14 protein-coding genes are annotated in these 15,273 nt (G+C 71.0%); 10 read left to right on the top strand and 4 right to left on the bottom strand.

The window, feature by feature from the left end; all coding sequences use genetic code 11:
* Positions 1-11: 11 nt before the first annotated feature.
* Positions 12-470 carry an NUDIX domain-containing protein gene (locus ACI3KY_RS15285; protein ID WP_404931006.1) on the bottom strand — a complete coding sequence of 153 codons (459 nt, stop codon included), beginning with the start codon at positions 468-470 and terminating at the stop codon, positions 12-14.
* A gap of 56 nt (positions 471-526) precedes the next feature.
* Complete coding sequence (locus tag ACI3KY_RS15280; protein ID WP_404931005.1) at positions 527-1,813, bottom strand: hypothetical protein; 1,287 nt, start codon at positions 1,811-1,813, stop codon at positions 527-529.
* A gap of 162 nt (positions 1,814-1,975) precedes the next feature.
* Here ACI3KY_RS15280 and ACI3KY_RS15275 point away from each other — a divergent pair, with 162 nt between their 5' ends.
* From ACI3KY_RS15275 to ACI3KY_RS15250, 6 genes are all read left to right on the top strand, one after another.
* Positions 1,976-2,722 carry a metallophosphoesterase family protein gene (locus ACI3KY_RS15275; protein WP_404931004.1) on the top strand — a complete coding sequence of 249 codons (747 nt, stop codon included), beginning with the start codon at positions 1,976-1,978 and terminating at the stop codon, positions 2,720-2,722.
* Positions 2,719-3,921, top strand: a complete 1,203-nt coding sequence (locus ACI3KY_RS15270; protein ID WP_404931003.1) for a benzoate/H(+) symporter BenE family transporter — start codon at positions 2,719-2,721, stop codon at positions 3,919-3,921. The genes ACI3KY_RS15275 and ACI3KY_RS15270 overlap by 4 nt, the downstream gene beginning before the upstream one ends.
* 115 nt (positions 3,922-4,036) lie before the next feature.
* Entirely contained in the window at positions 4,037-4,576 is a 540-nt protein-coding gene (locus ACI3KY_RS15265; protein ID WP_404931002.1) for a pyridoxamine 5'-phosphate oxidase family protein, read from the top strand.
* A 78-nt stretch (positions 4,577-4,654) separates the two neighbouring features.
* Positions 4,655-6,454, top strand: a complete 1,800-nt coding sequence (locus ACI3KY_RS15260; protein ID WP_404931001.1) for a proline--tRNA ligase — start codon at positions 4,655-4,657, stop codon at positions 6,452-6,454.
* 89 nt (positions 6,455-6,543) lie between these two features.
* On the top strand, positions 6,544-7,587 hold the full coding sequence (locus ACI3KY_RS15255) for a TIGR00730 family Rossman fold protein (RefSeq protein ID WP_404931000.1): 1,044 nt from the start codon (positions 6,544-6,546) through the stop codon (positions 7,585-7,587).
* A 213-nt stretch (positions 7,588-7,800) separates the two neighbouring features.
* A complete protein-coding gene (locus tag ACI3KY_RS15250) occupies positions 7,801-9,864 on the top strand; it encodes a PhoX family protein (RefSeq protein WP_404930999.1) in 2,064 nt (687 codons plus the stop codon).
* 61 nt (positions 9,865-9,925) lie between these two features.
* On the opposite strand, the gene ACI3KY_RS15245 is transcribed toward ACI3KY_RS15250, so the two are convergent.
* Both ACI3KY_RS15245 and ACI3KY_RS15240 read right to left on the bottom strand, forming a co-directional pair.
* The gene (locus ACI3KY_RS15245) at positions 9,926-10,447 is read right to left on the bottom strand and encodes a pyridoxamine 5'-phosphate oxidase family protein (RefSeq protein WP_404930998.1); all 522 of its coding nucleotides are present in this window, start codon (positions 10,445-10,447) and stop codon (positions 9,926-9,928) included.
* A 116-nt stretch (positions 10,448-10,563) separates the two neighbouring features.
* Entirely contained in the window at positions 10,564-11,382 is an 819-nt protein-coding gene (locus ACI3KY_RS15240) for a DUF1206 domain-containing protein (protein WP_404930997.1), read from the bottom strand.
* 202 nt (positions 11,383-11,584) lie between these two features.
* On the opposite strand from ACI3KY_RS15240, the gene ACI3KY_RS15235 reads away from it, so the two are divergent.
* From ACI3KY_RS15235 to ACI3KY_RS15220, 4 genes are all read left to right on the top strand, one after another.
* A complete protein-coding gene (locus ACI3KY_RS15235) occupies positions 11,585-13,483 on the top strand; it encodes a lipase family protein (RefSeq protein ID WP_404930996.1) in 1,899 nt (632 codons plus the stop codon).
* 111 nt (positions 13,484-13,594) lie between these two features.
* Entirely contained in the window at positions 13,595-14,584 is a 990-nt protein-coding gene (nusA, locus tag ACI3KY_RS15230) for a transcription termination factor NusA (protein ID WP_194413942.1), read from the top strand.
* A gap of 36 nt (positions 14,585-14,620) precedes the next feature.
* Complete coding sequence (locus tag ACI3KY_RS15225; RefSeq protein ID WP_194413941.1) at positions 14,621-14,875, top strand: YlxR family protein; 255 nt, start codon at positions 14,621-14,623, stop codon at positions 14,873-14,875.
* 91 nt (positions 14,876-14,966) lie between these two features.
* Positions 14,967-15,273, top strand: a 307-nt coding sequence (locus tag ACI3KY_RS15220; protein WP_404930995.1) for a translation initiation factor IF-2 N-terminal domain-containing protein, incomplete at its 3' end; no start/stop codon positions are given.

The raw sequence follows: 15,273 nt of genomic DNA, 5'->3' as shown, positions 1-15,273 counted from the left end.
GCCTCGCCGAGCTAGTCGGCGAAGCCGTGCGACAGCAGCGTCGCCGTCCGCCCGTCCCGCAGGGCCACCAGCGCTTCGCGTTCGTAGGCAGGCATGTCGTCCGGCAGCTGGTCGAGGTCGAACCACCGCAGCTCGGCGCACTTGAGAGGTTCCAGGATCTGCGGCTCCCCGTCCCAGTCATCGCACACGAAGAACCAGTCGACCCGTTGCTCTGTCGGATTGTCGGTGCCGTCGCTGCGCTGCATCACCGCGATCGGAGAGAGTGCGTCCGGCGCGATCGTCAGCCCGAGCTCCTCGAGGACCTCGCGGGCGGCGGCAGCGACCGCGGTCTCGCCGAGCTCGACGTGGCCCGCGGCGCCGGCTGCCCAGCATCCGTCCATGTAACCCGTGTTCTGCCGCAGCTGCAGCAGCACCGCGCCGCCGCGGCGGAGATAGACGTACGACGAGGGGACGACGGAGAAGCGGGTCACGAGGAACGAACCTATCTCGCGCGCGGCGCGAGGGGCGGTGCCGACTGCGGGACTCCTCAGCGGCTCCCCGTGTGCGACGTGGGCGCCGTCCGCCGCCGCGCGGAGCGCGCGACAAGTGCGATGCCGACGGCCATCAGCACCGCGCCGACGCCGATGGCGCCGGGAACTTCGGTGCCGGAGGCCGCGAGCTGCGGCGCTGCAGCGGGGACAGCGGCGGGCGCCGGCGCACTCGGGCTCGGAGACGGCGCCGTCGGCACTGCCTCCACCACGATGGCCGGCGCGATGGCGGTCAGGGTCTCCGGGTCGTCCGGCAGCCCGGGGAGCGCGACGGGTGCCGGAGCGATGTATCCCGGCGGCACGATCACCGCGCCTTGGTAGCCCGCCTCGGCCTGCTCCAGCTCCACCGTGTAGGAGCCGGTCGCGGAATCGACCGGCACGGTGAGGGGCTGGTCCTCGATGTCGAGTACGGGCTCTCCGTCAGCCTCCAGGATCTGCACGACGGTGCCCTCCGGCGCGAGCGCTCCCGCCGGAGCCCCCGGCGTCGTCACGGTGCCGGTGATGACGACTTTCGGCGCGGGAGCGGCGAGCCACAGCTGCCCGGAGGGGGACCCGTCACGAATGCCGAAAGTGATCCGGATGCTGCGCACCGACGGGTCGGGCTGGAACCAGGCATAGGCGCCGGACGTGTCGCGGGTGGCTGCGGGCGCACCGGGCAGGCTGTTGCCACGAAGCGTGCCGGGCGTGTAATTCGTGCCGTCGAAGAACTCGGGTGCCGTCACCCAGACGGGGACGTCGGTGTAGGGCGGGTTCGCACACGCCCCGGGGCGCGGCGAGGCGTTGCAGTAGTTCCCGGCCGACTGGAAGCCGAGAGACGTGAACGGCAGGGGACCGGAGAGACCCGGCGTGGAGAACGCCTCGATATACGCCCAGTCGGCGTCGATGTCGCCGAGGGTGAAGCCCCAGCCCGCCGGCGGCGCGCCGTCGAACGAGATGGTGGTCTCGGAGTTGGCCGAGCCTGCCGGCGACAGCGTGAGGTACGGCTGGGAGCGGGTCGTGCCGTACTCGGCACCGAAGTCCGTCCCCGCACCGAGGAAGGCTGTCACGCCCGACGGCGAGGCGAGTGTCGACCCTGTCGAGGTCAGCGTCGTGGCAGGGAATCCGGCGGAGGCCGGGAACGTCGGCGTCGCCGAGAAGGCGCCAGAACTGCCGGACACGCTCCACGTCGGGAAGACACCCACTTCGTCCGGCTCGACCGCCAGAGCGGCGCCGGGTGCCACCGAGAGGGCGGCTGCCACTGCGATCACGGTCACGGTCATGCTGGCGCGCGCGGTCGGCTGCGGCATCCGTCTCTCCACCCTGTCCGGCTGTCGGCACCGGACACATCGTGTGCTGCGATTCCCCGTCGACATCCCACCATCCGCGCCGGCGCCGCACAAGGTTCAATCGTCGAGACTGCACGGGCGGGATGCGTGAGAAACGCGGGAGAGCCGTGGCATGATCCGAAGGTGCCCCTCGACCGGATCGCCGTCATCTCCGACGTCCATGGCAATCTGACCGCCCTGGAGGCGGTGCTCGACGACATCGCGGGCCGCGGCATCCGTCCGATCATCAATCTCGGCGACAACATCGGCAAGGGGCCGCGGGGCGCCGCCGTCACGGAGCGTGTCCGCGAGGCGTGCGCGGTGAACGTCCGCGGCAATTGGGACGACTTCATCGGCGTCCTCGGCGACGACCAGCCCGAAGACATGCGGTGGTGGCGCGACGAGCTCTCCGTCACGCAGCGACAGTGGCTCGGCCGGCTCCCGTTGAGCCACGACCTCGTGATGAGCGGCCGGCGCATCCGGCTCTTCCACGCGTCGGCCGAGAGTCCCCACACCCGTGTGCGGTTCCACCACACCGACGAGGAGTTCGACGGCATGTTCCGCGCCACCGCGATGACCGGCGACGGCCCGGAGCCGACCGTCGTCGGCTACGGCGACATCCACGACACCTATCTGGAGTCGCGCGACGGCCGCACGCTCTTCAACAGCGGCAGCGTCGGCAACCCGCTCGACGAGCCGACGCCGAGCTACGTCATCCTCGAGGGAGTGCTCGACGCGGAGACGCCGGCGCCGTTCGAGGTGCGCTTCGTGCGCGTGCCGTACGACGTCGATGCCGAGGTCGCCGTGGCGCACCGGATGGGGATGCCCCGCAGCGACGTCTGGGAGGTCGAGCTCCGGACGGCGGTCTATCGCGGAAGGCAGGCCTCGTGAGCGCCTCGTCCGTCCCCGCGCCGACCGAGACGGCACCGCTGTCGCGGCCCATCGTCGCTGGAGTCGTGACGGCGCTGGTCGGCGTCACGAGCTCCTTCGCGGTCGTCCTGACCGGTCTCGACGCGGTGGGCGCCTCTCGTGCCCAGGCGGCCAGCGGGCTCCTCGTGCTCTGCCTCACGATGGGTGCGTCCGCGATCCTGCTCGCATGGCGGTACCGGATGCCGATCACCGTCGCCTGGTCGACGCCAGGCGCCGCCGTGCTCGCCGCGACGGGCGCCGTCGAGGGAGGCTGGCCTGCCGCCGTCGGAGCGTTCCTCGTCACGGCGGCACTCATCCTGCTGACGGCCCTCTGGCCGCAGCTCGGCCGGCTCATCGCTCGCATCCCGCCCTCGATCGCCCAGGCGATGCTCGCCGGCGTGCTGCTGCCGCTGTGTCTCGCGCCGATCACCGGACTCGCCGCGAACCCGTGGGGCGTCGTCCCCGTCGTGCTCACGTGGCTCGTGTTCGTGCGCGTCGCGCCGCGGTGGGCGGTGCCCCTGGCGTTCCTCGCTGCAGCGGCGGTCGTGGGGGTTGACATGGTGCTCACGGGAGCGACGATCGACCCGGCGCTGCTGGTGCCGCGGCTCGAGTTCACCGCCCCGACCCTGACCTTCGGGGCGGTCGTGGGCCTCGCGCTGCCGCTCTTCCTCGTGACGATGGCGTCGCAGAACGTGCCGGGCGTCGCGATCATGCGCAGCTTCGGCTACGAGGTGCCGTGGCGGCCCGCGATGCTCGTCACCGGCGTCGGCACGGCGATCGGCGCGACGGCGGGCGGGCACGCGATCAGCCTCGCCGCGATCAGCGCGGCGCTCGCCGCGGCCCCCGACGCCGACCCGGACCCGAAGCGGCGCTGGGTCGCCGGTGTATCGACGGGCGCCAGCGGCATCGTGCTGGGAGGCCTGTCGGCGGCACTCGTGGCGCTGGTGGTGGTCGCTCCCGAGGCCGTCATCCCGGCCGTCGCCGGCATCGCGCTGTTCGGCGCCTTCGGCTCGGCGGTGCAGCAGGCGATCGACGACCCGGGGGAGCGGCTGCCGGCCGTCGTGACGTTCCTCGTCGCCGCGTCGGGCGTGGCGATCGCGGGCATCAGCGCGGCGTTCTGGGCCCTGGTGGCCGGGCTCGTGGTGCGCGAGGTGCTGCACCTCGGCAGGCGCCGGGTGTGACGGCCGGCCCCCTGACGCGACACGACCGCTGCACCTTCCTGCGACCGCGGCGTCGCCCGACGGCGCGACGCCGCTCGCGTTCGGGGGACTGCGCGCCGGGTGCCAGACTCGGACAATGGGCAAGGTCTTCGACGGCATCGACGCATCCCTGCGGGAGTGGATCGCCGCGCAGCATCTCTTCTTCGTCGCCACCGCGCCGCTCGGCGCCGACGGGCGGGTGAACGTGTCGCCACGCGGGCTCGACAGCCTGAGCGTCCTCGACGAGAACACCGTCGCGTGGCTCGACCTCACCGGCAGCGGCGCCGAGACGATCGCGCATCTGCGCGAGAACGGGCGCATCACGCTCATGTTCTGCTCGTTCGACGCGCGGCCGCGGATCGTGCGGCTGCACGGCCGTGGGCGCGTGGTGCTACCGGGAGATGAGCTCTTCGCCGAGGTCGAGGCCGCGCACCCCGGGCACCTCGGCGCGCGGGCCGTGATCGTCGTCGACGTCGAACGGGTCTCCGACTCGTGCGGGTGGGGCGTGCCGCAGATGGACTTCGTCGCAGACCGGGACATCATCCGGCCCTGGGCCGAGAAGAAGGGACCCGACGGGCTCGACGCCTACCGGGCCCAGAAGAACGCGGTCTCGCTCGACGGGCTGCCCGCGCTCTGAGATCAGCCCGGGGTGCGGACACCTGCTCCGGCCGACCGCCGCGAGGCGCGGCATCCGCTCGCCCTAGACTTGACCCTCGTGGTCACCCGTCTGTCGCATTTCTTCCTCCGCACGCTCCGTGAAGACCCCGCCGATGCGGAGGTCACGAGCCACCGGCTCCTCGTGCGCGCCGGCTACATCCGGCGCCAGGCGCCGGGCATCTTCGCGTGGCTGCCGCTGGGTCTGCGGGTCAAGGGGCAGCTCGAGCGGATCATCCGCGAGGAGATGAGCGCCGCGGGGGCTCAGGAGGTCCACTTCCCGGCGCTCATGCCGCGCGAGCCCTACGAGGTGACGGGCCGCTGGGAGGAGTACGGCGACGGCATCTTCCGCCTGCAGGACCGCAAGGGCGCCGACTACCTGCTCGCCCCCACGCACGAAGAGGCCTTCACACTGCTCGTGAAGGACCTCTACTCGTCGTACAAGGATCTGCCGCTGACGATCTACCAGATCCAGGACAAGTACCGCGACGAGGCCCGCCCGCGCGCCGGCCTCCTCCGCGGGCGCGAGTTCACGATGAAGGACGCCTACTCGTTCGACGCCTCCGACGCCGGGCTGGAGGCCTCGTACATGGCGCAGCGCGACGCGTACGAGCGCATCTTCCAGCGGCTGGGTCTCGAATACGTCATCGTGCAGGCGGATGCCGGAGCCATGGGCGGTTCGCGCTCGGAGGAGTTCCTGCACCCGACGGCGGTGGGCGAAGACACGTTCGTGCGTTCGGCCGGCGGCTACGCGGCCAACGTCGAGGCGTTCACGACCGTGGTTCCCGACGCGATCCCCTTCGACGGGCTCGGCGAGCCGGTCGTCTTCGACTCGCCGAACACGCCGACGATCCAGACGCTGGTCGACCACGCCAACGCGCATCTCGACGCGCCCGACTCGGGGATCGGCGGGCCCGCGACCGACGGCGCGACCGGCTGGACGGCGGCCCACACGCTCAAGAACGTCGTGCTGGCGCTGAAGCATCTCGACGGCACGCGCGAGCTCGTGATCATCGGTGTGCCCGGCGACCGCGACATCGACGACAAGCGCGTCGAGGTGGCGTTCGCTCCGGCTGAGGTGGAGCCCGCCACGCCGGAGGACTTCGAGAAGAACCCGCTCCTCGTGAAGGGCTACATCGGTCCGTGGTCCGCGACCGGGGCGGTGCTCGGCGAGGAGTCGGCCACCGGCATCCGCTACCTGCTCGACCCGCGGGTCGTCGACGGCACCGCGTGGATCACCGGCGCGAACATCGACGAGAAGCACGTGCACACCCTGGTCGCCGGTCGGGACTTCGCCGGCGACGGCTTCATCGAGGTCGCCACTGTGCGCGCCGGGGATCCGGCACCCGACGGCTCGGGCCCGGTCGAGCTCGCCCGCGGCATGGAGATCGGCCACGTCTTCCAGCTCGGCCGCAAGTACGCCGACGCGCTGGGCCTGAAGGTGCTCGACGAGAACGGCAAGCTCGTGACCGTCACGATGGGCTCGTACGGCATCGGCGTCACGCGCATCCTCGCGATCATCGCCGAGCTCAACAGCGACGACAAGGGCCTCATCTGGCCGGCGTCGGTGGCACCGTTCGACGTGCACGTCGTCGCGGCGGGCCGCGAGGCGGTCATGTTCGACGTCGCGGCGCAGCTGTCGGACGAGCTCGAGGCGGCCGGACTCGACGTGCTCTACGACGATCGCCCCAAGGTGTCGCCGGGCGTGAAGTTCGGCGATGCCGAGCTCGTCGGAGTGCCGAAGATCGTCATCGTCGGCCGTGGCGCCGCCGAGGGCCAGGTCGAGCTCTGGGATCGCCGCACCGGCGAGCGCGAGACCGTATCCCGCGCGGATGCGGTGGCGCGCCTGACGGCACGCTGATGGTCGGAGGTCGCTGGGGTCGCAACGGCTGAGCCGGGCGATCCGCCCATGTCGGCCCGGATCCGGGTGGGACGTGGCAACGTGGTGTCATGAACCACAGCGCCGCGGTGCCGCCCGAAGTGACCGAAGACATGCGCCGGATGCTCGCCGACGCCGGGATCAGCGAGAACGCCGATCTCATCGCGCGGATCGTCGCGACCGGGATCGGGCTGGGGATCGACGGCGCCGACCGACTCGATCTGAAGATCGCGAGCTCGGCGCTCACCGAGATGCGCGCGGCGTTCCAGCTGTTCGCGCCCTACGAGGACGTGCCGAAGGTCACGATCTTCGGCTCGGCGCGCACGCTGCCCGAGGACGCCCTGTACCGGCAGGCGTCGGACGTGGCGGCGGCGCTCGCCGAGCACGGCTGGATGGTCGTCACGGGTGCCGGTCCCGGCATCATGCAGGCGGCGGCCGAGGGAGCCGGCGTGCGCAACTCGCTGGGCGTGTCGATCCGGCTGCCGTTCGAAGAGAAGCCCAATGCTCTCGTCGGCGAGAATGCGCGGAACGTCACCATGAAGTACTTCTTCACGCGCAAGCTCATGCTGGTGAAGGAGTCCAAGGGCTTCGTGTGCGTTCCCGGCGGTTTCGGAACGCTGGACGAGATGTTCGAGCTGCTCACCCTCCAGCAGACGGGCAAGGCGGATCCGACGCCGATCGTACTCCTGGACGCCCCGGGCGGGACGTTCTGGTCGGGACTCCGACGGTTCGTCGACGACCATCTGCTGCCCTCGGGAGTCATCTCAGCGGGCGATTTCGATCGCGTGGTGGTGACCGATTCGATCGAGTCCGCCGTGGCCGCGCTGACCGGCTTCTACCGGAACTACGATTCGCTGCGATGGGTCGGCAAACGCCTGGTGCTGCGCCTGAAGAACGAGCCGACGGATGCCGAGGTGTCGGCGTTGAACGCCGAGTTCGGCGCCTTGCTCGCCGAGGGACGCATCGAGCACCGCGGCGCGCTCACGATCGAGCGCGAGGACGACGATCGCGTCGAGCTGCCGCGCCTGGTGCTGCGGCTCAACCAGTTCCGCGTGGGCGAGCTGTATCGCCTGATCAGGGCCGTCAACGCGCTCGACTCCGCGCCGGCGGCCTGACCCGACGGCCCGCACCGGGGACGGTGAGAGCCGCGCCGAGGCGTGAGCCGCGGCATCCGTCTCCGGGATGAGGCGGAGGCGACCCGCCTGCTGGATGAGGCCGTTCTCATGGTTCCGTCGCTCGCCGTTCACCTGCGGTTCCGGTGGGCGTCGCCGCGCGGGGCGAGGCTGACGGCATTCACGGCCGACGCCATGCCTGCAGAGAGGGCCCTCGTGAGCATCATCGAAGGATTCCGACGTTCCCTTCCCCTCGCCGAGCACGCGCGGGGCAAGCGCCTCGCCGCGACCTGCCAGTACAAGTGCGCGAACGCGTGCCTGGGGCCGGAGTGCAACTCGTCGCACAACGAGACGTTCCAGGAGGTGGCCTCGGCGGCACTGTCGCGCCGTGCGCTGCTCGGTCTCGGTGCTGCGGGGGCGCTCGCGATCGCCGTGGGCGGTCTTCGGTCGCAGGCGCCGCTGTCTTCCCCCGGCTCGGCCGGCGTCGCAGGAGCGGGTGCGGCGTTCGGCCGTCCGGCCGGCGGCAGTCTGCCGTTCGATCCGATCGCGCCGGTGAACCGGCTCGTCGACGAGTTCACGGTGCCGTCGGGCTACACCTGGCGGCCGATCATCCGCTGGGGCGACCCGCTGTTCTCGAACGCTCCGGCATTCGACATCAACGGGCAGTCGCCCGCGGCTCAGGCCCTGCAGTTCGGGTACAACTCCGACTACCTCGACATCGTGGCCGACCCCAGCGGCAAGACCGGCGTCCTCGTGAACAACCACGAGTACGTCAACCCCGAGATCATGTTCCCGCCGTCGACCGACCCGGCGGAGCTCCAGCGCCGCGGCGACGTGTTCAAGGCGGCGCAGGGCATGTCGGTCGTCGAGATCCGCCGCAGGCGCACGGGTGAGCCCTGGTCGTACGTCGTCGACGGCGCCCGCAACCGCCGGATCACGGTCGAGACCGTCTTCGAGCTGACCGGTCCCGCGGCCGGCACCGACCTGGTGAAGACCGCCGCCGACCCCGAGGGTCGCTGGGTGCACGGCACGCTCGGCAACTGCGCCGGCGGCACGACCCCGTGGGGCACCATCCTGTCGGGCGAGGAGAACTTCAACGGCTACTTCGCGTGGGCGGCCGACACCGCGGCCCAGAAGCGCTACCAGGCGACTGCGTCGACGTCCACGTCGACCGGGTGGGAGAAGTACGACCCCCGCTTCGACGCGCACAACCCCGACTACGTCAACGAGCCCAACCGGTTCGGCTACATCGTCGAGATCGACCCGCAGGACCCGACCTCGACGCCCCGCAAGCACACCGCCATGGGCCGCTTCAAGCACGAGGGCGCGAACGTCATCGTGGCCGAAGACGGCCACGTGGTCGCCTACATGGGCGACGACGAGCGCAACGACTACCTGTACAAGTTCGTGTCGAAGAACAAGATCTCGGGTTCGCGCAAGAAGAACCTGCAGCTGCTGAGCGAGGGCGACCTGTACGTCGCCCAGTTCCGGGGCAACTCGCCCGCCGGCGAGATCATCGGCACCGGCGCGCTTCCGAGCGATGGGATGTTCGACGGCTCCGGCAGCTGGCTCGCGCTGACGCAGAACGGTCAGAGCGTCGTGCCCGGCTTCACGACCGAGCAGGTCCTCGTCCACACGCGTCTCGCGGCGGACGCGGTGGGCGCGACGAAGATGGACCGCCCCGAGGACGTCGAGCCGAGCCCCAAGACCGGCAAGGTGTACCTGGCTCTCACCAACAACTCCGCCCGCTCGGCGGCGACGATCGACGAGACCAACCCGATCACCGGCAACCGCTACGGGCACGTGGTGGAGCTGACCGAGACGGCGGGGCAGTCCGGCACCACGTTCGGCTGGAGCATCCTGCTCCTCTGCGGCGACCCGGCGACCTTCGCCAACTCGTACTTCGCCGGGTTCCCGCGCGAGCTCGTGTCGCCGATCTCCTGCCCCGACAACATCGCGTTCGATTCGGCCGGCAACCTCTGGATCTCCACCGACGGCGCACCGAGCACGATCGGCTACAACGACGGCCTCTTCCTCGTGCCGCTGGAAGGCGCCGAGCGCGGCCATGTGCAGCAGTTCCTCTCCGTCCCGCGCGAGGCTGAGACGTGCGGCCCGGTGATCCACGACAAGGAGGGGCTCGTGTTCGTCGCGGTGCAGCACCCCGGCGAGGGCGGCACGTTCGCGACGCCCACCTCGCTGTTCCCCGACTACGGGTCGACCGTGCCGGGCGCCGTGCCGACAGCGCCGCGCCCGTCGGTCGTCCAGGTCTACCGCGGCTGACCGCCTGACGCCGCCGAGAGCCGCGCCGCCTCACCTCCGGCGGCGCGGCATCCGGCGCCGGTCAGCAGGTGACCTTGCCGTGCGACATGGTGTCGTCGGGTGTGTCCTTCGTCACGAGCGCCTTCAGCATCCCGGCTGCGGCGACCAGCTTGCCGTGGCGGGGCTCCCAGAACTCGCACTCGACCGGGGTGACGCGCAGCAGCACGATGCCCGGCGTGTCCAGTCCGTCCTCGAACCAGATGTCGAGGCTGGGGGAGTAGAGCTCTTTCATCTTCGCCTCGTCGCGCACGACCTCGGCGCGCCCCGCGACCGAGACATAGCGGTGCCCCTTCGAATCGAGGTACGACAGGCCGACGTCGTGTTGCGGGTCCGCCTGCGCCTCGGCGACCTTGCCGGTCCCGGCGAGGGTGAAGAACCAGATGTCGCCGGCGTCGTCCATCTGCCGCGTGCTCATCGGCCGGCTCACGAGGTTGCCCGCGGCATCCCGGGTGGTGAGCATCGTGAAGTCGATGTCCTCGACCAGTTCCTTGACCCGGGCGATCGCCTCGGGGCCGGTGACCAGATCCTCTTCTGCATGTGTCATGCCCCCAGAATCGGTGTTCCCGCCGATCCGCTCCAGGGCATTGACAGGACGGATGCCACGCCCCAGCGCGCTCGCACCCCCACGTCACCCGGGAGCGAGGTCACGGGAGTCGCGCTTCACATGCGCGCGAAGCGCGCGCGGGCGATGGTGAAGACGCCGTAGGCGAGGAAGCCGACGCCGACGACGTAGGCGAGGGCCGGCCCGAGCGGCACCGCGAGCATCGCGTCGATCGCGCCGTCCAGCCCGCCGGCCGTCTTGGCGTCCGTGCCGACCGCCGAGACGAGAAGCAGCACCCCGACGATCGTCAGCGCCACGCCCTTCGCGACGAAGCCGACGACGCCGAGCGTGGTGAGCGTCCGCCCGCGCTTGCCGTCCGGGATCCGCATGCGCGTGCGGAAGCTCCGCCTGATCCCCATCACGACGAACGAGACGCCGCCGATCCCTATCCCGATCCCGACGAGTCCCAGCAGGATTCCACCGCCGGGCGTCTGCAGCAGTCCTCGGCTGGCGTCCTCGGCCGTCTTCTCGGCGTTCGGACGTGCGCCCATCGCGATCGCCGCGGAGATGGCACCCAACGCGAGGAAGACGACGGCCTGCCCCCATTCCGCCAGCCGCCGGCCCCACTTGCGCGCGGCGCCCTTGGCGTCGCCGGACCGGTCGCGCGCGAGGAGTCCTTCGGCGGCACGCCACACGCCCAGCGCCCACAGGCCGATCGCGATGAGCCACAGCACGATGAAGCCCGCCGGCGCACCGGCCACGGCCTTCATCGCGCCCGCCTGGTCGCCCTCCCCGCGGCCGCCCGATGCCAGCACGATGACGATGATCCCGATGAGGATGTGGATGACGCCGTTGGCGACATACCCTGCACGAGCCATCGCCTCGAAGACCGCACTCGACTCCGCTTCGCGGGCCAGGTGCTTGGCGTTGGCTTTCACGTCCTCACGCTAGACCGCACACCCAAGCGCTGGAGGGGGTTGACGCGGGCGGCATGACGCCTACGCATCCGACGGCCGGCGCCGTGCGGTGGGCGGATCGCGTCCGGGCCCGCCGCCGGGGTGGAGCGGGGCCCGTCGTGGCACGCGGCTCGCCGTCCGCGTGCGCGGGCGCCCATCCGCACCCGCGCCTATGATGGGGCGGATGATCCGCGAGGGCCGTCGAACCCCCGTGTACGGCTGGAGCGTGGTGCCGCGCCTCGTGCGCGGGGCACCTCCCGTGGTGCTCGTGGTGGTCGGGGCGCTCTCGCTCCTGGTCGGGCTCCTGATCGTCACCCGGCCCCTCACCTCCCTGGTGCTGCTGACGGTGTACGTCGGGCTCAGCGCCATCTTCTCGGGCGTCGCACGGATGCTCTCCGCTCCTGAGACGGCCCTGTGGTCCCGCGTCGGATTCGGGGCCGTCTGGATCGCGCTCGGCCTGGCGATCCTCCTCGGGCTCGGTCGCACCCTGGAGCTCCTGCCGGGGATCATCGCGGTGCTGCTCGTGCTCGGCGGCCTGGCGTCGATCTACGACGCGCTGCGCCGCGGCAGCATCAGCCAGCGCGTGCTGGCCGGCGTCTGGGGCGGCGCGCAGATCGCGTTCGCCATCCTGTCGTACGCATGGCCCGATGTGACCGTGCTCGTGGTCGCCGTCGTCTTCGGTGTGCGCACGGTGGTCTTCGGCGCGTCGATGCTCGTCCGGGCGGTGCGGGCGCTCGTCGAAGGCCGGGGCTCGGTCCCGGCGACGGGCGAACCTGCGCCTGACCGTGCCGACACGGATGCCGCGGCATCCGTCTCGCCCTCCGCGTCGGCCGCTGCAAGCCGGCGTGGCCGTACGCGCGCGGTCTGGCTGGCCGTCGGCCGCTACGCCCTGTCGGCGCTGCTGATCGCGCTCGCCGCCGGCGGCTGGTGGGCCAACTCGTGGTTCGAGGACGGCGCTCAGATCGTGGACGGGTTCTACGACCCGCCGGCCGTCGTGCCGTACGAGCACGGCCGCCTGATCCGCATCGACGATTTCTCGGGGCAGAAGCCGCCCGGTGCCGACGTGCAGCGCATCCTCTACACGACCCGCGACGCCAACGGCCAGCCGGCGGTGGCGAGCGCGCTCGTGATCGTGCCGCACGAGGCGCCGCCCGGCCCGCGGCCGGTGGTGTCGTGGAACCACGGGACGACCGGCGTGGCGCGCGGGTGCGCGCCCAGCCTGCGCGACGCCTCCGCCACGAAGTGGGCGATCCCGGGCCTGGACGAGGCCGTCGCGCGGGGATGGGTCGTCGTGGCATCCGACTACGCGGGTCAGGGGGCGCCAGGGGTGTTCCCGTACCTCATCGGCCGCGGCGAGGCGCGGTCCTCGCTCGACGCCATCCTGGCCGCCGGCGAGATCGACGGGCTCAACCTGTCGCGCCGCACCGTCGTGTGGGGTCACTCGCAGGGCGGTCACGCGGCCCTGTGGACATCGCAGATCGCCGGTGACTACGCGCCGGACATCGACGTGCGCGGCACCGCCCTGCTGGCGCCGGCGGGGCAGCCGCTGCAGCTGGCGGAAGAGCTGACCAGCGGCGATGCGAACGCGCTGCTGTCGATCCTCATCTCGTGGGTGCTCGTGCCGTATGCCGACACGTACGACGACATCGACCTCACCGACTACATCGCGCCGGGGTCGGAGGCGATCGTGCGCGAGATGACGCAGCGCTGCCCCTCGGAGCCGGGCGTGATGGTGTCGGTGGCGACGGCTCTCGGCGTCTCGGAGGACCGCCCGCTGTTCGTCGGCGACCTCACGGCCGGCGCGCTCGGCCGCCGCCTCGAGGACAACACGCCGACCGGTCCGTGGGACCAGCCGATCCTGATCGCCTGGGGCGACGAGGACGAGGTCATTCCGGCGCACCTCCAGCACGAGTTCGTGGAGCGGCTGTGCGCCGAGGGCAACCAGGTGCGCGTCCTGGAGTACCGCGGCTACGACCACCTGCGCACGCTGCTGCCGAGATCGCACTTCATCCCGGTGCTGATCTCCTGGACCGACGCGCGCTTCCGTCACGCCGATACCCACGTCGACGACTGCCCGGAGTGACCGGGACGCGAACGCTCATCGGGTCCGGAACCGCGCGCCGCGGCATCCGGTAATGTTGGAGGGTTCCGGCGTGCGTCGACGCGCCGGTGAGAGCTGAATACGGAGGCCATTGTGGACATCGATCTCGGACTGCTGCGAACTGTCGAGCGCGAGAAGGAGATCCCCTTCGACGAGCTCGTGCGCATCATCGAACAGGCGATCCTGACCGCCTACGCCAAGCACACCTCGCCCACCGGCGAGCTGCCGGACGGCGCGCGCTCGGAACTGGACCGCAAGACCGGTCACGTGGCGGTGTTCATCCCCGTCCTCGACGACGAAGGCGCGGTCATCGGCGAAGAGGAGTCGACGCCGGAGGACTTCGGCCGCATCGCCGCGTTCGCCGCGAAGCAGGTCATCAGCCAGCGTCTGCGCGACATCGCCGACGACGCCGTGCTGGGGGAGTTCCGCGGCAAGGAGGGCGACATCGTCGCCGGCATCGTGCAGCAGGGCCCGAACCCCCGCATGGTGCACGTGGATCTCGGCTCGGTCGAGGCCATCCTGCCGCCCGAGGAGCAGGTCCCCAGCGAGGACTACGCGCACGGCGCCCGCCTGCGCGTGTACGTGACGTCGGTCGCCAAGGGCACCAAGGGACCCCAGATCACGGTGTCCCGCACGCATCCCGGTCTCGTGCGCAAGCTGTTCGCGCTCGAGGTTCCCGAGATCCCCGCCGGGCTCGTCGAGATCGTCTCACTGGCGCGCGAAGCCGGCCACCGCACCAAGATCGCCGTCAAGGCGAACGACCCGTCCATCAACGCCAAGGGCGCCTGCATCGGCGAGCTCGGCCGGCGCGTGCGTGCCGTGACCGAGGAGCTCGGCGGCGAGAAGATCGACATCGTCGACTACGACCCCGAGCTGGCGAAGTTCGTCGCGAACGCGCTGTCGCCGGCGAAGGTGACCTCGAGCTTCATCCTGGATGCCTCGAACAAGGCCGTCCGCGCGCTCGTGCCGGACTACCAGCTGTCGCTGGCGATCGGCAAGGAGGGCCAGAACGCCCGCCTGGCCGCCAAGCTGACCGGCGCGAAGATCGACATCCAGCCCGACAGCATCCTCGAGGAGAGCTGAGACGAGGGGTCTGGGGCATATCGCCCCGGTGGTAACATGGAACCTGTACGAACGTGCGTCGGATGCCGCACGCGTGCTCCCCGGTCCACTCTCCTCAGGGTGGTTTCCATCGATTCCGTCCTCGTCCTCGACGAGCGCGCATCGATGCCCGGACGAGGCGCGTGGGTGCACGAGACACCGGAGTGCATGGATGCCGCACTCCGGCGCCGTGCCTTCGTACGAGCATTGCGTGTGTCAGGCCCGCTTGACACGCAGACCATCGACCAGTACCTACAGCGAACAAAAGGCTGAACGGCTATGGAAACAAAGTGAACGGCTCGAAATGAGACCCGTCCGCGATTAACGGTCTGCCCTGTCTGGGTGGACCCAGACAGGAGAATTTGTGGCTGCCAAACCACGCGTGCACGAGATCGCTTCCGAGCTCGGCGTCGACAGCAAGGTCGCGCTCGAGAAGCTGAAGGCGCTCGGCGAATACGTCAAGAGCCCCTCGTCCACCATCGAACCCCCCGTAGCGCGGAAGCTCCGCGCTGCGCTCGAAGCCGACGGCATGAGCAAGACGGCTGACGCGGCCCCCGCGGCGAAGCCCGCAGCGGCGTCGCCCGCCGCCGGCGCCAAGCCCGGTGCATCCGCCGTGAAGCCCGGTCCCGCGGTCAAGCCCGGTCCGGCGCGCCCTGCGCCCGCGCCCGCGG

The sequence above is a fragment of the Microbacterium sp. ZW T2_14 genome, from assembly GCF_044987405.1.
Classification (GTDB): domain Bacteria; phylum Actinomycetota; class Actinomycetes; order Actinomycetales; family Microbacteriaceae; genus Microbacterium.
The sequence above is the reverse complement of the archived record's forward strand: the minus strand, read 5'-3'. Positions and strand labels throughout refer to the sequence as shown.